The organism is Streptococcus sp. Marseille-Q5855 (assembly GCF_946901985.1).
Taxonomy (GTDB): Bacteria; Bacillota; Bacilli; order Lactobacillales; family Streptococcaceae; genus Streptococcus.
The window spans coordinates 155,507-176,775 of record NZ_CAMPPR010000004.1; the positions used below are offsets into that span (position 1 = coordinate 155,507).

Consider the following 21,269-nt stretch of genomic DNA (forward strand, 5'->3'; position numbering starts at 1 on the left):
TTAATTCCTTATCTTGTTTTTATGTAATCGTTTATAAAGTAGCCAAGCCAGATAACCACCCAAGGTATTGGTCCACAAATCATCAATCTCAAAGACGCGATTAAAATCAAAGAAAAAGTCCAAGACTAACTGCGTACATTCAATTCCAAGACTTAAGAGAAAACTGAAAACAATGACTTTTTTTGTCTGTCTTAAGGAAGGAAACAGATAGATGAGTTGAAAGACCAGAGGGAAGAGCAAAAAGACATTTAAAATGTTCTGCAAAAAGATCCAAATGACTTGCCCCAAACTAGTCACTTCTCCCAGTTTCCAGAGAGAATTGAAAGGAGTCAAAAGAAAAACCAGGCGTCCAAGATGCTGAATACCTGGAGTTTCCACCCCCACGGGAGAATGTTCTTGAGGAGTAAAGCAAAAATAGACGATACAAATGCTATAGAAAATGACTCCCCAGACCAAAATATGATTATAAGTCTTCTTCATCATTAAGGATTGACTGCTGCGACTGCTTTCTGGCGGTCACGTTTCATTGTATTGGAACGCAATTGTCCACAAGCTGCATCAATATCTGTTCCGTGCTCTTGACGAACCACACAGTTAACCCCTTTTTTCTTAAGCGTATCATAGAAAGCCAACACGCGCTCTTTAGGACTACGGCTATATTGGTCATGCTCACTAACTGGGTTATAAGGAATCAAGTTTACATAAGACAATTTCTTGATGTTCTTGAGCAATTCAGCCAATTCCAAGGCTTGTTCTACACCATCATTAACTTCATTGAGCATGATATATTCAAAGGTCACACGACGGTTGGTTGTCTCAATATAGTACTCAATAGCAGCAAAGAGTTTTTCAATCGGAAAGGCACGATTAATCTTCATGATGCTTGAACGCAACTCATTGTTAGGTGCGTGAAGGGAAACTGCAAGATTGACCTGAACTCCTTCATTAGCAAAATCACGAATTTTATGGGCCAAACCTGAGGTTGAAACTGTGATGTGACGAGCACCGATTGCCATTCCCTTGTCATCATTGATAGTACGAACAAAATTTAAGACATTGTTGTAGTTATCAAAGGGTTCACCAATTCCCATGACAACGATATGGCTGACGCGTTCATCCTGACCACGCTCATCAAAGTATTTCTGAACCAGCATGATTTGCGCTACAATTTCCCCATTATTGAGGTCACGTTGCTTCTTGATTAAACCAGAGGCACAGAAGGTACAACCGATATTACAGCCGACCTGAGTGGTCACACAGACTGACAAACCATAGTGCTGACGCATAAGTACAGTCTCAATCAACATACCATCTGGCAATTCAAAAAGATATTTAACTGTCCCATCAGCAGACTCTTGCACGATACGCTGTTTCAAGGGATTGACCACAAACTGATCATTAAGCTTAGCAATCAAATCCTTGGAAAGGTTGGTCATCTCTTCAAATGACTGGACACGTTTACGGTAAAGCCATTCCCAAATTTGATCTGCACGGAATTTCTTTTCTCCCTGCTCCAAAACCCATTCCTGCATGGTTTGACGTGTTAAACTATAAATTGACGGTTTCATTTCTACTCCTTATTCTCTACTCACTTCTGACGAATGACAAAATGACGTTGCCCCTTGTCCTCTTTCTGAGAGTGCTGGTCTTTCTGACGACGTCTATTTTTCTTATCTGCATTCGGTTTTCGTTTTGTTTGAGCCGGTTTCTTTCCTTTTCTAGAAGGTGTTTCTTCTTCCTTCTTACGCATTTTCTTGTCAAATGATGCTCGCTTAGGGGCTTCATTTTCTAAGACAAAATAGGCACAACCATAACTACAATACTCTAAAAGATAGTCTTGTAAACGACTGATTTTTTCAAGTTTTTCATCTGTTCGGTCATCCTTGTAAAAACCTCGTAGGCGAAGCTGTTCGTTGCTCCAGTCTCCCACGATATAATCAAACTTGGTTAAGACTTCTGAAAAACGCTGATTAAAAGCCGTCACATCAAAGGCATCCTTGATATTTTCCACCAAGGAAAAAGCTATCCCTTCCGTTTCAATCTTGTCCCCATGTAAATGGAACTCAGGACCAGGAAACTTGTTATAGTTGTATAATTCAGGTGCAATTTCTTTTCGCATAGATATCCTTTTTTCACGATTACTTAATACTTTATTCTACCATAATTTCTAGCAGTTAGCACGTTTCTCATAAAAATGAAAAAAGTCTGACGATTTTGTCAGACCAAAATAATATAACCTTAAAAAGAGAAGAACAATTCTTCCCTCCAACTATCATTATTTAGCAGCTGCGTACAATTCATCTACTTTGTTCCAGTTGATCACTGAGAAGAAAGCTTTGATGTAGTCAGGACGCACGTTGCGGTATTTCACGTAGTAAGCATGTTCCCAAACGTCCAAGCCCAAGATTGGTTTTTTACCTTCTGAGATTGGTGTGTCTTGGTTTGCTGTTGAAGTCACTTCAAGCTTCCCTTCTTTGTTGACAACCAACCATGCCCATCCTGAACCGAAACGAGTTGTTGCTGCTGCAGTGAAGGCTGCTTGGAATTCTTCAAATGAACCAAATGTTGCATCAATTGCTGCTGCCAGCTCTGCTGAAGGAGCTGTCTTCTCAGGAGTCATCAATTCCCAGAAAAGAGCGTGGTTCAAGTGTCCGCCACCGTTGTTGATAAGTGCTTGACGGATATCAGCTGGAATAGATTCTACATCAGCAAGCAAGGCTTCAAGATCTTCACCGATTTCAGGGTGTTTTTCAAGAGCTGCATTAGCATTGTTGACATAAGTTTGATGGTGTTTGTCATGATGCAAGTGCATTGTTTCCGCATCGATGTATGGTTCCAAAGCATCGTATGCATATGGAAGATCTGGTAAGATAATAGCCATCTGTAATACCTCTTTTTCTTTCTATATGAAAATGATAACGCAAACATTCACTTTTTTCAAGTTTTTTGCTTATAGATGAAAAAATCACTGAAATACTTTCTAATAATACTCTTCGAAAATCTCTTCAAACTGCGTCAACGTCGCCTTGCCGTAGGTATGGTTACTGACTTCGTCAGTTTCATCCGCAACCTCAAAACAGTGTTTTGAGCTAACTTAGTCAGTTCTATCTACAACCTCAAAACAGTGTTTTGAGCTGACTTCGTCAGTTCTATCTACAACCTCAAAGCAGTGCTTTGAGCTGACTTCGTCAGTTCTATCCACAACCTCAAAACAGTGTTTTGAGCTGACTTCGTCAGTTCTATCCACAACCTCAAAACAGTGTTTTGAGCTGACTTCGTCAGTTTCATCCGCAACCTCAAAAACATGTTTTGAGCTGACTTCGTCAGTCTTATCTACAACCTCAAAGCAGTGCTTTGAGCAACCTGCGGCTAGTTTCCTAGTTTGCTCTTTGATTTTCATTGAGTATAAAATAAGCAAATCAGCAAGAAACCCACGACAAGATAATGTTGACGCGGGTTGTAGTTTCAAAAAAATGTCAATTGACCTGACTAGCAATCTGTAGGAGTGCCTTTTCAAAAAGGAAACTCTTTTCATAAAGACCTGTCTTAATCTGATAGTCTGTCTCAATCAAATAAGAAATAGCTTGCTTCAAAAAGCTAAAGGAAAGTCCTCTTGAATCTCTCAGCGCAAACTTGATTTGATAGGGATTTGGATTACGTCCGAGAAAACTGCCTAAACTACTTGCTATCTGCGATTCTGTTTGCCCAGACTCTGACAAAATTTTCACCTGAGTAAAAGTCCGAAATTGTCCCAGCATGACTGCAATCAGTTTGATTTCATCTTCCCCTTGCAAGGTCAAGTCTCTCACCAAATCACGCGCCTGGTCCATCTTTTTAGTCAGAATAAACTGAGTTAAATCAAAAATATTGTCCTGCAAGGTCTTGGGAATTGCGTTAACAATATCCTCTTCCTCGATAACAGAGTCTTCTTTATAGGACTGTAAAAAGAGGAGATTTTTCTGAATTTCACTAAATTGAAAACCCGACTTGATGAGGAGATTTTCAAAAGAATGATTGGTAAACTGCAGACCTTGTTTCTGACTCCACTTTTGGAAATACTGACGCAATTCTTGTTCTTTGGCTTCTACTGCATCAAAGACCTTGGCATCACGCTTCAGTAATTTAACCAACCGTCTTTTGCTATCCAGCTTTCCTTCTGCAAAGATTAACAACTTGGTTGTTGGTGAAGGATTATCAAGGTATTCCTCAAACGACTTGAGTTCATCATCTGTTAAAAAGCGTTTCTTGGCTGTTGTCATATCGACAAAATGGTCTAATATCACGATTTTCTCATCCGCAAAGAAAGGAAGGCTGACCAGCTCCAGTTCAACATCCTTGTAAACCACTTCTTTCATATCAAAGTAGGCAAAGTTGAGGTCGGCAGAATCATAGCCAATCTGTTTCAATACTTGACTCTTCATAATTTCAAACTGACCCTGATCTGTCCCTGTAAAAAGGTTCAGGCTCGGTAAATTTGATAAAGTCAACTTCTGGCTTTCTTCAATAGCTAGCATCTCCTCTCCTTTCTTCTGATTTTTCGATTTAATTTAGTCAATATAGCGCAATTTCCCACGGAAATCTTCTAGGCTCTCGTACCCTTTTTCCGCCATGATTGCTTTTAGTTCATTGGTAATACGTTCGAAAGCACCGACGCCTTCTTTGTGAAGGGTTGTTCCCACCTGCACCATACTCGCTCCACAGAGGATATGTTCAAAGGCATCACGACCAGTCAGAACGCCACCTGTTCCGATGATTTGGATTTGAGGGTTTAAGCGTTGATAAAATGCGTGAACATTAGCAAGAGCAGTCGGTTTGATATACTCTCCACCGATACCACCGAAACCATTTTTAGGACGGATAACGACAGACTCGTCTTCTATATAAAGGCCATTTCCGATAGAGTTGACGCAGTTGACAAACTTGAGCGGATATTTGTTGAAAATAGCTGCCGCTTGGTCAAAGTGAACAATATCAAAATATGGTGGCAATTTAATTCCAAGAGGTTTAGTGAAGTAGGCAAACACCTCTGCCAAAATACGGTCTGTTGTCTCAAAATCATAGGCAATCTGAGGTTTTCCTGGAACATTTGGACAGGAGAGGTTTAGCTCAGTCAGACTACGAAAATCACTCTCTTGGACTTTTTTCAAAATAGTATGGGTTTCCTCTGGAGACATGCCAACTAGAGATAAGAAGAAAGTCCGATTTGGCTCTTTTTCCTGCAAGTCCAAAAGATAATCCAAATAATAGTCTAAGCCATTATTTGGCAAGCCCATAGAGTTGATAGAACCAAGTGGAACATCTTGATAACGTGGTTCAGGGTTCCCCTGACGAAAGTCCAAGGTCGCTGTCTTTGTGACAAAGGTTCCTGCAACTGAGTTTTTAACCCCTTCTAGCTCCTCTATCGTCATACAAGCCACACCTGCTGCATTCATCAAACAATTGTCAAACTCAAAACCAGCAATTTGTGTTTTCGTTGATACCATGATTCTAATCCTCCAGATTCCTTCTATTGCTAATATTATACCACAGTTTTAATTCTAGGTTTACTAGATTCTATGGTTCTATCTATTTATTCGGAAAAGAAAGTCTAGTGCAGAAGTCATGCTATGGAAACAGCTAGTGTATTGGAAGTTTGAACAAGACTTGGATAACAGACTTTTGAATGAAGTCCAAGCAACAAGGAGAAATCTCAACCATGAGTCCATTCCATGACTCTGTTGCTCTAGAAAACCTTGCAATAGTCAAGTGATAACGAATAAAACTTTGGATTGAAATATCCCCATGATTATCTATTACGAGGAGAAATCTCAACCTTTATCATTTTTAAAGAAATACATGTAAATCTCTACTTTCGCAAAATGGATTTTCAGAACAGTATCCCAGTATAGTTAAAAACTATAAAAAAGAGGGAGGCCCCTCTTTCTTCAATTCATTTATTTTACTGCTTCTTTTAAAGCATCTACCTTATCCAAACGTTCCCATGGAAGGTCAATATCTGTACGTCCCATGTGACCGTAAGCCGATGTTTGACGGTAAATTGGACGCTTGAGGTCCAGCATTTGGATAATTCCTGCAGGGCGAAGGTCAAAGATTTGACGGGCTGCTTTTTCAAGCTTGCTTTCAGCTACTGTTCCTGTACCGAAAGTATCGATACGAACAGAAACAGGTTGGGCAACACCGATAGCGTAGGCCAATTGCACTTCTGCCTTCTTAGCAAGGCCTGCTGCAACAATATTCTTTGCAATATAGCGAGCCGCATAAGAGGCTGAACGGTCTACCTTAGTCGCATCTTTACCAGAGAAGGCACCACCACCGTGACGAGAGTAGCCACCATAAGTATCTACGATAATCTTACGACCAGTCAAACCTGAGTCCCCTTGAGGTCCACCGATTACAAAACGACCAGTAGGATTGATGAAGAATTTTGTTTGCTCATCCAAGTAGGAAGCTGGAATAACCTCTTTGATAACCTTGTTAATGACATCATTGTGAATTTGTTCGTTGCTGACTTCTGGATCGTGCTGAGTTGAAATAACAACTGTGTCCACACGTACTGGACGGTCATTTTCATCATACTCAACCGTAACTTGTGATTTAGCATCTGGGCGAAGATAGCTAATTTCCCCAGACTTACGAAGTTCTGCCAGACGACGAACCAATTTATGACTGAGTGAAATTGGTAAAGGCATGAGCTCTTCTGTTTCATCCACTGCAAAGCCAAACATGAGACCTTGGTCTCCAGCACCAATTAAGTCCAGCGGATCTTGGTCTGCATTTCCACGAACCTCCAAGGCTTCGTTAACACCTTGGGCAATGTCAGGAGATTGTTCCACCAAAGATGGATGTACTCCTACAGTCTCAGCAGAAAAACCATATTCTGTATTAGTGTAGCCAATCTCTGCAATGGTATCACGAACCACACGGTTAATATCCACATAAGCATTTGTAGATATTTCACCAAAAACGTGAACAGAACCAGTATATACAGCTGTCTCAGCAGCAACGTGCGCTTCTGGATCCTTAGCTAAAATAGCATCCAAAATCGCATCTGAAATTTGGTCTGCAATCTTATCTGGATGCCCCTCAGATACAGACTCAGACGTGAATAATTTACGTTCTGACATAAAAATGTCCCCCCTTAAAAATAGTGTTATAGAGTTACAAAGTACTGATAGGTATTTTCATTTTCTAAGAGTTACAACGCGTAAGAAATAAAAACGATACTTTTTTATTTCTGAAGCTAGTAAGGCGCATAGGGTGACCTCATTATAGCGGCAACCGTAGAATGACGAACGACTTTTGAGCCGTCATTCTTTGCGAATTACAAAGTACTGATAGGAAAACTCTTAGTGATAAATACCTACCATCTTATCGGGACTATATAACTTTACTATTATACCATTTTTAGGCGCAATTTGCAGTCTTTAATGCAGTGTTTCAATGTAGATATTTTGTTCTCATAAATCAAAAAGTTGGAGCTCAGCACTCCAACAATTGCTATTAAAATGTTTGACGTTTAGCTTTACGCTCTGCACGACCTCGAGCACGATTTTCGGCGCGCTTGGTTTTGCGGCGCTTTTCATCAACCGCCCATTGAATTTTCTTCTTATAACCCGGTTTGACTTTTTTCTTTTTCTTTTTGACCAGACCAATCATTTCAATATCAAGCTTATCTTGCTTCTTCTCACGATTAGCACGACGATCACGGTCATAAGTATCTTGAAATTCCCCGTCTTTGACCATCTTAGGAGTAAACTTGATTCCCAATTTCTCCAACTCACGGATATCCGAGTCATCGCTTGGTTGGTAAAGGGTAATGGCTGTACCTGGTAGGCCATTACGCCCAGTTCGACCAACACGGTGCACAAAGAAGGATAAGTCTTGCGGAATGGCATCATTGATGACATGGCTGACACCTTCAATATCAATTCCACGCGCTGCCAAATCTGTTGCGACAATGTACTCAAAATCCAGATTTTTCACCTGATTCATGATACGCTTGCGTTCACGAGGGGCAATATCCCCATGGATTTTTGCCACCTTCAAGCCTTGAGCAGTCAGATATGAATGCAATTCATCAGCACGTGTCTTAGTATTGACAAAAATCATTGCCAAATAAGGCTGCATCAACTGAGTCAACTGGTAAATTTGAGCATTCTTATCTCGGCCCTTGGTCGAAATCAACCAATTATCAATGGTATCAGAAATGACCGTTTTGGTCTTGATTTTCTCCATGATAGGATTTGACAAGTATTTTTTCAAGAATGGTTGCAACTTTTGTGGAATAGTCGCTGAGAAGACCATGAATTGCAGGTCTTTTGGAAGGCTTCCAGCAATCTTATCAACAGTTTCCAAGAATCCCATATCCAAGGTCATATCTGCCTCATCGACCACAAAGGTCTTGGCCTTGTGAATAGCCAGATCACCGGATTTAACCAAGTCGTAAATACGGCCTGGTGTTCCAATAACAATATGAGGCTGATTGCTTGCCAATTTGTCAATCTGGCGAGCCTTATCTGTCCCTCCCACATAATTAACCACACGAACTTCGACATCTGAGTGAGTTGAAATCTGACGGGCTGCTTGGTAAATTTGAGTAGCCAACTCACGACTCGGTGCAGTAATCACGGCTTGTACACTATCGCTAGCTTCATCTAGTTGCTGGAAAATCGGTAACAAGAAAGTGTGAGTCTTACCTGAACCTGTTTTTGATTCTCCAACCAAATCTCGGCCTGCCAAGACAATGGGAATCAACTTATCTTGTACCTCTGTTGGAGTTGTAAATTTCAACTCCTGCAAGGCTTCTCTAATATAGTTTTTAAATTGAAATTTCGTAAATGACATACTATCCTCGATTCTATCTATCCTATCAATTATACCACATTTTATTCCATTTCAGTAGCCTCACTTATAGAGCTTACTTTCAGTAGCTTATCTAATCAAAAAAAGGCTGGAACTTCGTGATTCCAACCTCTTTTCAGTCGTTATTTCCAGTTTATAAGAGCATTCAAACCATAGTGATCACTCACTTGTGGACTCTTGTTACCATCAAATACGACATGTAAATTTTCCACCGCTAACTCTTTGGTAGTAAAGACATAATCGATTCGAAGGGGTTCAGTGTTCCCTTTCCAACCATCAATTTCTGGTGGAACGGTATAGCTACCGCTTTTCTCTTGAGCAACTTCAAAAGCGTCTTGTAAGCCTAATGGACTAGCTAAAAGAGCTTGGTAACCTTCCTGACCAGCCGGGTTGTTGAAATCTCCAGCTAGCAAAAGCGGCTTGTTCAATTCTTTCAAGACAGCCTCAAATCGTGCCCATTCTTCTTGGAAACCTTTATTCCACCAAGAAAGGTGGACACTTGCAACTGCAAGCTCCTTACCATCAACTACAGTTTCAGCCAAGGCAACACGGCGAGTATGATAGTCTGTTGGATCATCCACATCTGAAACCAAAATTTCTCTGGCTTCAATCGGTGTTTTAGATAAGATTGCCACACCTTCGTGGTAGCGATCATAACCGATATGGTTATAGGCCCAAGTCCAGTAGTAATTTTTCCCTTGCTCAGACAACTTTTCAACCAAGAATCTAACATAGTGATCTTGGTGAATAAGCTCAGCTGCTGGCAAAGCTTGATAAAGGTCATTAACCTCCACCTCTGGCGAAGTGATCTCCTGATTGATTTCTTGGAAACAAATCAAATCATAGTCCTTTTCAAGAATATCCTCAAGCAAAATCTGGAATTTTTCCTCTGCTTCTTTCTCCATCCAACTGTGAGTATTGAGTGTTAAAAATTTCATTCTTTTCTCCCAAAATAAGAGGTTGGAATACAGCTTCCAACCTCAAGTATATTACAATTCTACTTTAGCAACTGCTGTTTTAGCTGCAAGAGAACCTGTTTTTTCTAATTTAACTGATTTAATTGCATCACCATTTGTGAAGACAACTACTGTTGAAGTTTCACGTCCTGCTGCACGGATAGCATCCAAGTCAGCTGTGACAAGGAGATCACCTGCTACAACTTTTTGTCCTTCAGCAACATGAACTGTAAATGGTTTACCTTCAAGACTTACTGTGTCCAAACCAATGTGAACCAATACTTCAAGACCTGCTTCAGTCACAATACCAAGAGCATGTTTTGTTGGGAAGATGCTTGATACAGTACCTGAAACTGGAGATACGATATTTCCATTTGCAGGTTCTACTGCAAATCCATCACCCATCATTTTTTGAGCAAATACTGGATCTTTTACTTGTTCCAAAGCAACAACTTGACCGTCTGCTACTGAGTAAACTTCCTCAGTAAGACCTTTGAAGTGAACAGTGTTTTGTTGCGCTTCTGTCATTTGGCTTGGAAGAGTTTCAGGAATGATTTCACCTGAATCAAGGATATCTTGGATATCAGATTTCAATACGTCAGCTTTTGGTCCGTAGATAGCTTGAACCCCTTGTCCTTTCATGACAAGACCCATAGCTCCTTCTGCTTTCCATTGCTCTGCATTTCCTACTTTATCTGCATCTTTAACAGTTACACGAAGACGAGTCATACATGCATCAACATCAACGATGTTTGCACGTCCACCAAGAAGGTTAATAATGTTTACAGCTTGAGAGCCTGCTGCAACTTTCACTTCGCTGCTAGATTCTTCTGAACCTTCAGCAGTTTCGTAGTTTCCGTTACGCCCTGGAGTTGCGTAGTTGAATTTTTGAATCATGAAGTTTGCGATAAAGTACATGATTACGGCAAAGAGAACAGTTACCCAAACGAAGTTAATGATATCCATACCGATACCAGCATTAATTGCTAGTGGTGTACGAGTCAAGAACTCGATTGAACCGAATGAGTGGACACGTAGGTTTACTACGTCAGCCATAGCGAAGGCAGCACCTTGAACAAGTGAGTAAACAAGATACATAGGTGTTGCTACAAACATGAACATGTATTCGATTGGTTCAGTAACCCCTGTCAAGAATGTTGCAAGAGCTGTCGCAATCATCATACCTTTGTATTTGTGTTTCTTGTCAGCATCAACATTACGGTAGATAGCCACGATCACACCCATCAAGATACCGAATGAACCGATCATTTGTCCAACTTTGAAACGAGCTGGGTGAACAGTATCTAACAATTGTTGGTAGTGACTTGCATCTGTACCTTTAAGGTTAACAAGGTCTGTCACCCATGCAAGCCAAAGTGGATCTTGACCAAATACTTGGCTACCTTTTGCTGCACCAGTTAAGACTTCATAAGTACCACCAAGAGCTGTGTAGTTCATTGGGATAGTCAACATGTGGTGAAGACCAAATGGCAAGAGCAAACGTTCCAATGTACCATACAAGAATGGTGCAAGGATTGGAGCAGTTTCTTGTGAGTTGGCAATCCAGATACCAAAGCTATTGATACCAGTTTGCACAAGTGGCCAGAAAGCAGCAAGTACAATTGCAGCAATTATTGAACGAAGAATAACTACAAATGGTACAAAACGTTTTCCGTTAAAGAATGAAAGTGCATCAGGAAGCTTACGGAAGTTATAGTATTTATTGTAAGCAGTTGCTCCAATAAAACCAGAAATAATCCCTACGAAGACACCCATGTTAAGTGCTGGGGCTTCCATTACACTAATGAAGTAATCAGCAACTTTGATTGATCCACCAAAGAGAGTTGTTACCATAGCTTCTGGATTTTTCAACATATCGCCTGATACACCAAAGATTGTACCAGTGATACGGTTAATCAAGATGAAGGCAAGACCAGCGGCGAAAGCACCACCAGCACGTTCTTTAGCCCAGCTTCCTCCAATAGCGAGGGCGAACAAGATATGAAGGTTAACGATAACCCCCCAACCGATTTGCTCTAGTACACCACCAGTAATAACGAGTGGTGCAAAGGTTGGGTTAATCATCACGATAGACTTACCGATTGAAATCATCAAACCAGCAGCCGGCATAACCGCGATAACCACCATCAAAGCCTTACCGAATTTTTGCCAAAATTCGAAAGACAAGACATTTTTGAATGTATCTTTCATCATTCAAATCTCCTTTATTTTTATTTAGGCAAACGTTTTACGAAAACGTTTGCACCTTTTATGATTTAATTATACCACTTTAATTTTTTTTGTAAAGGCTTTTATTCAAAAAAATACTCTTTTTTCAAAAAAATTTCTAGTGCCAAATTTCAAGTTCAAGTTAGCCATCAAAAAGTCTTCTCCGGGCGACTTCTTGATACTCTTCGAAAATCTCTTCAAACCACGTCAGCGTCGCCTTACCGTATATATGGGACTGACTTCGTCAGTCTTATCTACAACCTCAAAACAGTATTTTGAGCATCCTGTGGCGAGCTACCTAGTTTGCTCTTTGATTTCCATTGAGTATTAGAAGTCCCTTTTCAAAAACTCTTGTAGCAAAAAAGGAGATTTTACAACCTCCTCATAAAAATAATTATTTTACCTAAATCTTCAAGAATCGGCGCATGGAAATTCCTGATCCCAGTGAACCAATGAAAATTCCAATCACAAATAGTAGGGCAATCATCAAAGGACTAAATAAATCTGGACTAATCATGGATAGATTTTGTCCTACCAACGATTTATTGACAGATTGGTAAACCATTTGATAAACAATAAAGACTAAAACAGATGGTGCGATAGCTCCCAATAAACCGATAAAGGCTCCTTCTAACAAGAACGGTCCACGAATATAACTGTTTTTAGCTCCGACCAAGCGCATGATTTGAATCTCGCGACTGCGGGAAATAATGGTAATACGAATGGTATTTGAAATCAAGAAAACTGCGACAAAAATTAACAAAGCAGCAATCCCTAGTCCCCAAACACGGATAAATGAAGCTAACTTGAAGAGTCTTTCTGTATTGGCACCGCCATCTTGAACCTCAGAGACACCTTCAATTTTTTTAGCATCTTCGGCTATAGTTTTTACATCATTTGGAGTGTTTGCCTCTACAATATAGGCATCATAGAGAGGATTGGCATCTCCTTCAAAGATTTTCCAGTTATCTCCCATTGTCTCGGTTAACTTTTCATATTGTTCTTCTTTACTTGAAAAGGTAACACTCTTAACCGTAGACATGTTCTTCAAAGAATCATATACCTTGTGGTAGTCATTATTTGTAACAGTTTGACCTTCTTTTTCAATTGTCTGACTGTTATCTTCCACATCCTTTCGGATATAAACTACTACACGGACATTATTTTCAATATCTGTAGCTAGTTTCGCTGTATTGAAAATAACAGAAGCAAATATTGCCACCAAGGTCAAAGTAATCATGACTGAACTGACAGCAGCTACTGTCATCCAACCATTTCGTTTCAAACTTTTTAAGGCTTCAAATAAATGGCGAAAAAATCTACTAATCATCGTATCCATACTCTCCTTTTGATTCGTCACGAACGACACGGCCATTTTCAATGGCAATGACACGGTGGCGCAAGGTATTTACAATCTGGCTATTATGAGTCGCCATCAAAATAGTTGTCCCTTGTAGGTTAATCCGTTCCAAAAGATTCATAATTTCCCATGAATTATCCGGATCTAGGTTTCCTGTTGGTTCATCGGCTATCAGTACTTTGGGATTATTTACAATAGCACGCGCAATCGCAATCCGCTGTTGCTCCCCACCTGAGAGCTCATTTGGGAAAGAACGAACCTTGTGCTTCAAGCCAACCAAGTCCAAAACTTCCATCACTCGTTTTTTGATATTACGGCGATTTTCCCCGATTACTTCCATAGCGTAAGCAATATTCTCATAAACCGTTTTCTTTGGCAACAGTTTATAATCCTGGAAGACAACCCCAACACTACGACGTAGAAGCGGGACATCTTTCTTTTTAATCTTAACCAGATTAAAACCAGCAACTGATAGGCTTCCTTTATCGATTTTTACTTCACGATACAGAGAACGAATAAAAGTTGACTTCCCTGCTCCTGAAGGTCCTACGATGTAAGCAAATTCCCCCGGTTGAACGCTGACCGAAACACCGCGTAGGGCAGTCGTTCCGTTGTCGTATTTTTTGACGACATCTCTCATTTCAATGATTGACATGTGACTTCCTTTCTATCTTAGCTAATGCGCCACTTGAGATAGGCATCGATAAAACCATCTAGGTCCCCATCCATAACCTTATCTACCTGAGCAACTTCAAAGCTAGTTCGGTGATCTTTTACCATAGTATAAGGCGTGAAGACATAAGAACGGATTTGGCTTCCCCATGTGATTTCTTTTTTCTCACCCTTGAGGGAATCTACCTCCGCAGCCTTCTTCTCTTGCTCCATTTGATAGAGCTTAGCCTGCAACATTTTCATGGCACGATCTCTATTTCCATACTGGGTCCGATCCACTGTTGATTGAACAACAATTCCAGTTGGAATGTGGGTCAGACGCACACCTGTTGAAACCTTGTTGACGTTTTGTCCACCGGCACCACCTGAACGGAAGGTATCCATCTTGATATCATCTTCACGGATTTCCACTTCAATAGTATCATCCAATTCTGGCATCACTTCTACAGATGTGAAAGAGGTATGGCGACGTTTAGCAGAGTCAAACGGCGAAATTCGCACCAAACGGTGAACTCCCATTTCTGACTTGAGAAGACCATAGGCATTAGGCCCTTCAAATGATAAGGTCACCGACTTAATACCAGCCTCATCACCTGCTTGATAATCCAATACTTCTACTTTAAAACCTTTAGCATTGCCATAGCGAGTATACATACGCAGCAACATATCACCCCAGTCCTGAGCCTCTGTACCACCAGAACCTGGATGGATTTCCAAGATGGCATTGTTGTGGTCATAAGGTTCCGACAAGAGAAGCGTCATCTCATAGCTGGTCATCATCTTATCAAGTTCGGCTAACTGCTCTACCAGTTCTTCTTGAACCGACTCGTCTTCTGCTAAAAAGTCCAATAAAATTTCAACTTCATCCTGCAACTCTTCCATCTTATGGAAGGTATTATAGGTGTTTTTTAATTCATTTAATTCTTGCGACGTTTTTTGGGCCGCGATATTATCGTTCCAAAAATCAGGTTCTGTCATCTTGTTTTCCAAGATGGCAATCTCTTCCTCTAGACCTTCTAGGTCAAAGAGACCCCCTGAAAGAAGCTAATTTTTCACGATTTGCGTCAATTTTTTGACGGATTACTGAAATGTCCATAAATACTCCTTTTTTACATCATTTCATTATAGCATATTTTATCATTTCTTTCCATCTTTTGCTCTAGTCCCTTTTTATGAAAAAAGAAGCCTTTCGGCTTCCCTTCCTACAAGACTTTTGCTGAAGTGCGAGTGATTTCTTCCACTTGAATGCCATTTGCTTCAAATTTTTCTTTCAAGGCTGGTAAATCAATTGATCCATCGATTTGAACTTCGATAATCACCTTACCATCCTTACGCGGAATATTGACTGTATGCGAAATATTCAAATTTTCTTCAACGATTAGAGAAACAATCTTACCAAGGACACCAACTTCATCTTCTGTAACAAAGCGCACACGAATTCCTTCTTCTCCATAACCAGCAATTTCGAGAAAGGCTTGGAAAACGTCACGGTCCGTAATAACCCCATAGACTTGATGGTTATCTACGACAGGAAGAATACCAATCTTGTTTTTCAACATCAGATAAGTTGCATCTTCTAGACTCGCATAGCCTGAGACAGTGACAACATCGCGAATCATGACATCTTTTACTTTTGTCTTATTTAGAAGATAATTCATCTCATAGATAGAAAGACTGGTTGCTTTTGATGGACTTGCTTGTGCAATAGTTCCCTCAGTTACCAAACCAACTAATTGATCATTTTCGATAACAGGCAAGCGGTGCAACCCTTGCTCTCTCATCAAATCTGCTGCATGAGATACTGTTGTATCTGGACTAATATACACTACCTTGCGGGTCATAAAATCTTTAACTGCCATGAGACTTCTCCTTTTCTATTCTTATCCCTATTATACAATCTTTTTGTAAATCTATCAAACGCTTACATTTCTTTTTCAAAATTCAGAAAAGTATGAATAAGCTAACAAAAAGAGCTCTGAAATCGAGCTCTGTGAATGAAGGCAAGATACGTTTCATTCGATTTTATTTCAATTATTAGAAATTCATCTTTCAGTGTAGATCTAGATTTGTTTGCAATCTAAATATGCCAACTAAAATAATCCACTGGATAAGATAATTGCTTCGCAATCTTTATCTACAACCTAAACTAGTCTCCCAGACTATGCGATGATTGCTTCGCAATCTCTATCCACCGATTAAAAAGGTCCCCCGGACCTTTTTAACCACCCAGATATGCTTTTCTGACTTCTTCTGATGAGGCGAGTTCTTTTCCTGTTCCGGATAGGACGATTTTCCCTGTTTCCAATACATATCCTCGGTCAGAGATTGCGAGTGCTTTATTGGCATTTTGTTCAATCAAGAGGACAGTTGTCCCTTGCTTCTGAATATCTTGAATGATATCAAAAATCTCTTGAATAAATATTGGAGCAAGTCCCATTGATGGTTCATCTAAGAGAAGAAGTTTTGGTGTTGACATAAGAGCGCGTCCCATGGCAAGCATTTGTTGTTCCCCTCCTGAAAGAGTGGCTGCGTCCTGGTTCTTCCGCTCTTCAAGACGTGGGAAGCGTGAGAAAACTTTCTTCAAGTTAGCTTGATTTTCTTCACGATTTTTCTTTAAGAAAGCTCCCATTTCAAGATTTTCCATAACAGTCAAGCCAGGAAAGACGTGGCGTCCTTCTGGAACTTGTGAAAGCCCACCTGCTACGATTTTCTGCGCTGGCATCTTTTGGATTTCTTGACCTAAAAATTCAATCTTTCCTGAGCTTGGTCTAACTAAACCAGACAAGGTACGGAGAATAGTTGTCTTACCAGCACCATTGGCACCGATAAGGGAAACAACTTCTCCTTCATTAACTTCAAAGCTTACATCACGGACTGCTTGGATCATACCGTAATGCACAGAAAGATTATCAACTTTTAACATAGACATTAGGCTTCACCTCCTAGATAAGCTTCGATAACGCGTTTATTAGTCTTAATTTCATCTGGAGTTCCTTGAGCAATTAAACGACCATATTCAAGTACGTAGATACGTTCTGTTACTTCCATGACCAGATTCATATCGTGTTCAATCAGCATGATCGTAATCTTAAATTCATCTTTGATACGACGAATTAACTCAGTCAATTCAGCTGTTTCCTGTGGGTTCATACCCGCTGCTGGTTCATCTAAGAAGAGAATTTTAGGTTCCGTAGCGAGGGCACGAACAATTTCCAAACGACGTTGTTGTCCGTAGGCAAGATTTTTAGCAAGAGTTTCTGCATCACCATCCAAATCAAAGATTTTCAGCAATTCCAAAGCTTTAGCCTTTAATTCTTTTTCACTCTTGTAAAAAGCTGGTAAGCGTAAGAAACTAGCAAAAACATGTTGTTTATGATGGTTGCCAAAAGCAATTAAAACATTGTCCAAAACGGTTAAATCTTTAAAGAGACGAATATTTTGGAAAGTACGTCCAAGTCCCAAAGAGGCAATCTTATAAGGTGCCTTTCCATTCAAAAGGTGACCATCTAGGGTTACTGTTCCCTCGCTTGGTTCATAAACACCCGTCAAGAGGTTGAAAAGAGTGGTTTTCCCAGCTCCGTTTGGACCGATTAGTCCAACCAGTTCCCCTTCGTTCAATTCAAGAGTCACATCTCCAACAGCTGTTAGACCGCCAAAATGTTTGGTTAACTGTTTTACTTCAAGTAATGCCATTAGTTTTGTTCCTCCTTCTTAGATTTTTTAAAGAAACGTGATAGGCTCAATTCCCATGTTCCAAGGAGTCCACCTGGTCTGAAAATCATTACCAATACCAAGGCCAAAGCGTAGATAATCATACGCACGCTAGCAACATCTTGGAGAAGCATATTCAAAATCCCCAGAACAATAGCTGAAACAATGGAACCTGTAATGGAACCAAGTCCACCAAATACAACAATAATCAAAACGTTGATTGAGTTGATGAAAGTGTAATCTTTCGGTACAACAGACCCGATAAATCCTGCCTGAAGTGACCCTGCAATACTTGCAGTAATGGCACCAAAGACAAAAGCGATGATTTTAATTTTAGTCGTATTAACCCCAACTGACTCAGCAGCGATTTCATCCTCACGAACAGAGAGGGTTGAACGACCAATTGGACTACGCAAGAAATTCAAGGTTGCAATGGTTGTAATCACGACAAAGAAGTATACCATTTGCCAAGTTGTAAAGTTTGGAATTCCCAAGATACCTGCCGCACCATTTGTAAGGCTTCCACCATTGATGATAAAGATACGGATAATTTCAGAAACACCAAGAGTTGCTACCGCAAGATAGTCCCCCTTCAAGCGCAAGGTTGGAATTCCGACAAGCAAGGCAACTGCTCCTGAAAGCAAAGCTCCTACCAGCATGGCTCCAAAGAAGGCACCGTAGGTTGGTGATTTAGAACCAATAATAGCTGCTGCATAGGCACCAATCGCCATGAAACCAGCATGACCAAGTGAAAATTGTCCTGAAAAACCAACGATTAAGTTGAGACCAACAGCCAGAATAATATTGATTCCGATTTGTTGTAAAATCTGTACATAGAATAGGTTGAGTACTCCGACTGAAACCAGTACACTAATCAAGCCATAGCCAGCTAACAAAAGGAGTAACCATAGAATATTAACTTTTAAATTTTCCTTCATCGTTTACACCTTCTCTTTCACATTTTTACCAAGGATACCAGCTGGGCGGACAATCAAGATCAACAACAAGATTCCATAAACAATGGCATCACGGAAGTCTGACATTCCAAAGGCTGTCGCAAAGGTTTCCAATAGACCAATCACAAAGCCACCAAGAGCCGCACCAGGAATGATTCCGATACCGCCAAGTACTGCGGCAACGAAAGACTTAAGACCTGGAGTAACCCCCATCAAAGGCTCAAGAGAGTTATAGTAGAGGGCAATCAGAACACCAGCCGCACCCGCAAGAGCTGAACCTAAAGCAAAGGTAAAGCTGATAGTACGATTTACATTGATCCCCATCAATTGCGCTGCATCGCTATCTACAGATACAGCACGCATGGCTTTCCCCATCTTAGTCTTTTGGACAATGACTTGTAACAAAATCATCAAAATCAAGGAAATGGCCAAAATCATTAACTGCACGTTTGTTAGGCTAACTGGTCCCAAATCATAGCGAACTGTTTGAATCGCTTGAGGGAAGGCGCGAGTATTGGCACCAACCAGATAGACCATGCCATACTCCAGTAGGAAAGAAACCCCAATAGCCGTAATCAAAACAGCAATACGCGTAGAGTGGCGCAAAGGTCGGTAAGCAAGGAACTCAATCACGACACCAAGAATGGCTGTCGCTAGCATCGCTACAATAAGCGCTACAAAGAAATTCATTTGGAAAGAATTGATCAAGAAATAACCGATAAAGGCTCCCATCATATAAATATCACCGTGGGCGAAGTTGATGAGCTTGATAATTCCGTAAACCATGGTATATCCTAGGGCTAACAGCGCGTATACACTACCTAGAATCAAACCATTTACTAGTTGTTGGAGCATAGGATTCACTCTTTCTATTTATAATTCCGAGGGTTGCCCCTCACTTTTGATAGGTTCTTAAACATCGAAACAGGGAGTGAGTCCGAGGCTCATTCCCTATTTCAACATTTTTCTATTATGGTTTTACAACTTCTGCTGCTTCAACCTTACCATTGTTCATGGTCATCATGTAAGCAGTTTTGACTGTGTTGTGGTCTGCATCGAAGCTTGTTTGACCAGTTACACCTTCAAAATCTTTTGTTTTAGCAAGGTTATCCTTGATTTCACCAGAGTTTTTAGCACCTTTTGCTGCATTTGCTACAAGGTGAACTGAGTCATAAGCCAAGGCTGCAAATGTTGAAGGCTCTTCATTGTACTTAGCACGGTATGCATCAAGGAAGGCTTTTGCTTTAGCTGAAACTTCTACAGTAGTTGAGAAGCCTGAGATAAAGTAGATGTTTGATGCTTTTTCAGCAGTTGCTTGTTGTACAAACTCTTCACCGTTGAATCCATCACCACCAACGATTGGTTTGTCAATTCCCATACCACGCGCTTGGTTTACAATTTTACCAGCTTCAGTGTAGTAACCAGGGACGATGATAGCATCAAAGTCTTTCCCTTTCATTTTTGTAAGGGCTGCTTGGAAGTCTGTGTCACCTGCTACGAAAGTTTCATCTGCAACGATTTCACCCTTGTAGGATTCTCGGAAAGATTTAGCAATCCCTTTAGCATAGTCACTGGCATTGTCAGTGTAAAGAACCACTTTCTTAGCATTTAATTTTTCAGAAACATAGTTTGAGATAATTTTTCCTTGGAAGCTATCTTGAAAAGTTCCGATAAAGAGGTAATCTTGACCTTTAGTCAACCCATCTTGCGTCGCACTTGGTGAGATCAATGGAACACCTGCTTTTGTAGCATTCGCTACCGCAGCTGCAGTTGCACCAGATGTCGCAGGTCCTACGATTGCTGATACTTTAGATTGAGTTACAAGGTTAGTTGTTACTGAAGCAGCCTCTGCTGTTTCAGACTTGTTATCTTTATCGACTACTTCGATTTGTTTTCCATCGATACCACCTGCGGCATTGATTTCATCAACGGCAAGTTGGGCACCTTTTTGTTCAGATGTTCCGTAGGCAGCTACGGCACCAGTTTCTTCGAAGTTAAATCCGATTTTAATTGTCTTTTCCTCTACTGAGTTACCAGCAGTGTTGACTGCTCCAGACTTCACTTCTCCACAGGCTGCAAGAAGTGCTACACTTGCAAGCGCCACAAACGATAGGGCAAATTTTTTCTTCATCTTTTTTTGTCTCCTTATTTCTTAAATAGTCTGTTAAGAATATACCGAATTATCAGAAAATTGTCAACACTTTTCTTTAAATTTTTATCTGATAACGTTTTCCTCTCGATAAAGATTGCCCACAAAGGGTGTTTCCAGCTCTTGGATATGACAAACTCTGACTTTTTTTATAAACTTTTCCTTGCTCAAGCGCCCGACCAATTGCTCCACTTCTTGAGTTGGAACATAAAGCTGCAAGTAACGATGCTTCTTGGAATGATAGGTAATATCTCCATAATCCTGCAGTTTTTTTGCATCCCGATTATAGTAAAGGTAGATAATCAAGCCAGATCGATTGACTTTTTCAAACATGATAAATCCTCTTTCTAAGAAATCTCTCCCTATTATACCAA

Annotated in this window: 21 protein-coding genes; all 21 read right to left on the minus strand. The window is 40.4% G+C overall.

What is annotated here, in order from left to right; genetic code table 11:
• Nucleotides 1-483 (minus strand): VanZ family protein, encoded by a 483-nt coding sequence (locus OC529_RS05970; RefSeq protein ID WP_262081712.1) that lies wholly within the window; start codon nucleotides 481-483, stop codon nucleotides 1-3.
• Nucleotides 483-1,568, minus strand: coding sequence for a 23S rRNA (adenine(2503)-C(2))-methyltransferase RlmN (rlmN, locus tag OC529_RS05975; protein ID WP_000804760.1), 1,086 nt, complete (start codon nucleotides 1,566-1,568; stop codon nucleotides 483-485). The genes OC529_RS05970 and rlmN overlap by 1 nt, the downstream gene beginning before the upstream one ends.
• Nucleotides 1,569-1,588: 20 nt before the next feature.
• A complete protein-coding gene (locus OC529_RS05980; RefSeq protein WP_173253319.1) occupies nucleotides 1,589-2,119 on the minus strand; it encodes a YutD family protein in 531 nt (176 codons plus the stop codon).
• Nucleotides 2,120-2,275: 156 nt separating this feature from the next.
• Nucleotides 2,276-2,881, minus strand: a complete 606-nt coding sequence (sodA, locus tag OC529_RS05985) for a superoxide dismutase SodA (protein WP_000974733.1) — start codon at nucleotides 2,879-2,881, stop codon at nucleotides 2,276-2,278.
• A 213-nt stretch (nucleotides 2,882-3,094) separates the two neighbouring features.
• The gene (locus OC529_RS05990) at nucleotides 3,095-3,400 is read right to left on the minus strand and encodes a hypothetical protein (protein WP_262081713.1); all 306 of its coding nucleotides are present in this window, start codon (nucleotides 3,398-3,400) and stop codon (nucleotides 3,095-3,097) included.
• 76 nt (nucleotides 3,401-3,476) lie between these two features.
• Nucleotides 3,477-4,514: a DNA polymerase III subunit delta gene (gene holA, locus OC529_RS05995; RefSeq protein WP_262081714.1), complete on the minus strand. Its 1,038-nt coding sequence runs from the start codon at nucleotides 4,512-4,514 to the stop codon at nucleotides 3,477-3,479.
• A gap of 33 nt (nucleotides 4,515-4,547) precedes the next feature.
• Complete coding sequence (locus tag OC529_RS06000; protein WP_164226917.1) at nucleotides 4,548-5,483, minus strand: dihydroorotate oxidase; 936 nt, start codon at nucleotides 5,481-5,483, stop codon at nucleotides 4,548-4,550.
• 450 nt (nucleotides 5,484-5,933) lie between these two features.
• Nucleotides 5,934-7,124 carry a methionine adenosyltransferase gene (gene metK, locus OC529_RS06005; RefSeq protein WP_023940470.1) on the minus strand — a complete coding sequence of 397 codons (1,191 nt, stop codon included), beginning with the start codon at nucleotides 7,122-7,124 and terminating at the stop codon, nucleotides 5,934-5,936.
• A gap of 376 nt (nucleotides 7,125-7,500) precedes the next feature.
• The gene (locus tag OC529_RS06010) at nucleotides 7,501-8,844 is read right to left on the minus strand and encodes a DEAD/DEAH box helicase (protein ID WP_262081715.1); all 1,344 of its coding nucleotides are present in this window, start codon (nucleotides 8,842-8,844) and stop codon (nucleotides 7,501-7,503) included.
• A gap of 140 nt (nucleotides 8,845-8,984) precedes the next feature.
• Complete coding sequence (locus tag OC529_RS06015) at nucleotides 8,985-9,800, minus strand: endonuclease/exonuclease/phosphatase family protein (RefSeq protein WP_218764496.1); 816 nt, start codon at nucleotides 9,798-9,800, stop codon at nucleotides 8,985-8,987.
• A gap of 51 nt (nucleotides 9,801-9,851) precedes the next feature.
• A complete protein-coding gene (locus OC529_RS06020; protein WP_262081716.1) occupies nucleotides 9,852-12,032 on the minus strand; it encodes a PTS transporter subunit IIBC in 2,181 nt (726 codons plus the stop codon).
• 418 nt (nucleotides 12,033-12,450) lie between these two features.
• Nucleotides 12,451-13,377 carry a permease-like cell division protein FtsX gene (ftsX, locus tag OC529_RS06025; RefSeq protein ID WP_000625541.1) on the minus strand — a complete coding sequence of 309 codons (927 nt, stop codon included), beginning with the start codon at nucleotides 13,375-13,377 and terminating at the stop codon, nucleotides 12,451-12,453.
• A complete protein-coding gene (gene ftsE / locus OC529_RS06030) occupies nucleotides 13,370-14,062 on the minus strand; it encodes a cell division ATP-binding protein FtsE (protein WP_000022265.1) in 693 nt (230 codons plus the stop codon). Before ftsE ends, ftsX begins: the two co-directional genes overlap by 8 nt.
• A 17-nt stretch (nucleotides 14,063-14,079) precedes the next feature.
• Nucleotides 14,080-15,175, minus strand: a protein-coding gene (gene prfB / locus OC529_RS06035; RefSeq protein ID WP_100127798.1) for a peptide chain release factor 2 whose coding sequence is annotated in 2 segments (ribosomal slippage) — nucleotides 14,080-15,102 and nucleotides 15,104-15,175 — 1,095 coding nt in all. Because the reading frame shifts where the segments join, the coding sequence is not laid out codon by codon here.
• Nucleotides 15,176-15,281: 106 nt separating this feature from the next.
• Nucleotides 15,282-15,938 (minus strand): CBS domain-containing protein, encoded by a 657-nt coding sequence (locus tag OC529_RS06040; protein ID WP_000268665.1) that lies wholly within the window; start codon nucleotides 15,936-15,938, stop codon nucleotides 15,282-15,284.
• Nucleotides 15,939-16,297: 359 nt separating this feature from the next.
• Nucleotides 16,298-17,008, minus strand: coding sequence for an ABC transporter ATP-binding protein (locus OC529_RS06045; RefSeq protein WP_000062200.1), 711 nt, complete (start codon nucleotides 17,006-17,008; stop codon nucleotides 16,298-16,300).
• Nucleotides 17,008-17,772, minus strand: a complete 765-nt coding sequence (locus OC529_RS06050; RefSeq protein WP_001185995.1) for an ABC transporter ATP-binding protein — start codon at nucleotides 17,770-17,772, stop codon at nucleotides 17,008-17,010. The genes OC529_RS06045 and OC529_RS06050 overlap by 1 nt, the downstream gene beginning before the upstream one ends.
• Nucleotides 17,772-18,728 carry a branched-chain amino acid ABC transporter permease gene (locus OC529_RS06055; RefSeq protein ID WP_262081717.1) on the minus strand — a complete coding sequence of 319 codons (957 nt, stop codon included), beginning with the start codon at nucleotides 18,726-18,728 and terminating at the stop codon, nucleotides 17,772-17,774. The genes OC529_RS06050 and OC529_RS06055 overlap by 1 nt, the downstream gene beginning before the upstream one ends.
• Nucleotides 18,729-18,731: 3 nt before the next feature.
• The gene (locus OC529_RS06060; protein ID WP_000941427.1) at nucleotides 18,732-19,601 is read right to left on the minus strand and encodes a branched-chain amino acid ABC transporter permease; all 870 of its coding nucleotides are present in this window, start codon (nucleotides 19,599-19,601) and stop codon (nucleotides 18,732-18,734) included.
• Nucleotides 19,602-19,716: 115 nt separating this feature from the next.
• Nucleotides 19,717-20,877, minus strand: a complete 1,161-nt coding sequence (locus tag OC529_RS06065; protein ID WP_138700164.1) for an ABC transporter substrate-binding protein — start codon at nucleotides 20,875-20,877, stop codon at nucleotides 19,717-19,719.
• Between the two features lie 84 nt (nucleotides 20,878-20,961).
• On the minus strand, nucleotides 20,962-21,228 hold the full coding sequence (locus OC529_RS06070; RefSeq protein WP_050223575.1) for a YlbG family protein: 267 nt from the start codon (nucleotides 21,226-21,228) through the stop codon (nucleotides 20,962-20,964).
• Between the last annotated feature and the right edge of the window lie 41 nt (nucleotides 21,229-21,269).

What these genes read in the sequence shown, in the direction of transcription:
- OC529_RS05970 (WP_262081712.1), bottom strand. Translation starts at nt 483, where the DNA reads ATGATGAAGAAGACTTATAATCATATTTTGGTCTGGGGAGTCATTTTC.
- OC529_RS06065 (WP_138700164.1), bottom strand. Translation starts at nt 20,877, where the DNA reads ATGAAGAAAAAATTTGCCCTATCGTTTGTGGCGCTTGCAAGTGTAGCA.
- OC529_RS06010 (WP_262081715.1), bottom strand. Translation starts at nt 8,844, where the DNA reads ATGTCATTTACGAAATTTCAATTTAAAAACTATATTAGAGAAGCCTTG.
- sodA (WP_000974733.1), bottom strand. Translation starts at nt 2,881, where the DNA reads ATGGCTATTATCTTACCAGATCTTCCATATGCATACGATGCTTTGGAA.
- OC529_RS05990 (WP_262081713.1), bottom strand. Translation starts at nt 3,400, where the DNA reads ATGAAAATCAAAGAGCAAACTAGGAAACTAGCCGCAGGTTGCTCAAAG.
- OC529_RS05980 (WP_173253319.1), bottom strand. Translation starts at nt 2,119, where the DNA reads ATGCGAAAAGAAATTGCACCTGAATTATACAACTATAACAAGTTTCCT.
- ftsX (WP_000625541.1), bottom strand. Translation starts at nt 13,377, where the DNA reads ATGATTAGTAGATTTTTTCGCCATTTATTTGAAGCCTTAAAAAGTTTG.
- metK (WP_023940470.1), bottom strand. Translation starts at nt 7,124, where the DNA reads ATGTCAGAACGTAAATTATTCACGTCTGAGTCTGTATCTGAGGGGCAT.
- OC529_RS06055 (WP_262081717.1), bottom strand. Translation starts at nt 18,728, where the DNA reads ATGAAGGAAAATTTAAAAGTTAATATTCTATGGTTACTCCTTTTGTTA.
- OC529_RS06060 (WP_000941427.1), bottom strand. Translation starts at nt 19,601, where the DNA reads ATGCTCCAACAACTAGTAAATGGTTTGATTCTAGGTAGTGTATACGCG.
- OC529_RS06020 (WP_262081716.1), bottom strand. Translation starts at nt 12,032, where the DNA reads ATGATGAAAGATACATTCAAAAATGTCTTGTCTTTCGAATTTTGGCAA.
- OC529_RS06040 (WP_000268665.1), bottom strand. Translation starts at nt 15,938, where the DNA reads ATGGCAGTTAAAGATTTTATGACCCGCAAGGTAGTGTATATTAGTCCA.
- rlmN (WP_000804760.1), bottom strand. Translation starts at nt 1,568, where the DNA reads ATGAAACCGTCAATTTATAGTTTAACACGTCAAACCATGCAGGAATGG.
- OC529_RS06015 (WP_218764496.1), bottom strand. Translation starts at nt 9,800, where the DNA reads ATGAAATTTTTAACACTCAATACTCACAGTTGGATGGAGAAAGAAGCA.
- OC529_RS06050 (WP_001185995.1), bottom strand. Translation starts at nt 17,772, where the DNA reads ATGGCATTACTTGAAGTAAAACAGTTAACCAAACATTTTGGCGGTCTA.
- OC529_RS06045 (WP_000062200.1), bottom strand. Translation starts at nt 17,008, where the DNA reads ATGTCTATGTTAAAAGTTGATAATCTTTCTGTGCATTACGGTATGATC.
- ftsE (WP_000022265.1), bottom strand. Translation starts at nt 14,062, where the DNA reads ATGTCAATCATTGAAATGAGAGATGTCGTCAAAAAATACGACAACGGA.
- OC529_RS06070 (WP_050223575.1), bottom strand. Translation starts at nt 21,228, where the DNA reads ATGTTTGAAAAAGTCAATCGATCTGGCTTGATTATCTACCTTTACTAT.
- holA (WP_262081714.1), bottom strand. Translation starts at nt 4,514, where the DNA reads ATGCTAGCTATTGAAGAAAGCCAGAAGTTGACTTTATCAAATTTACCG.
- OC529_RS06000 (WP_164226917.1), bottom strand. Translation starts at nt 5,483, where the DNA reads ATGGTATCAACGAAAACACAAATTGCTGGTTTTGAGTTTGACAATTGT.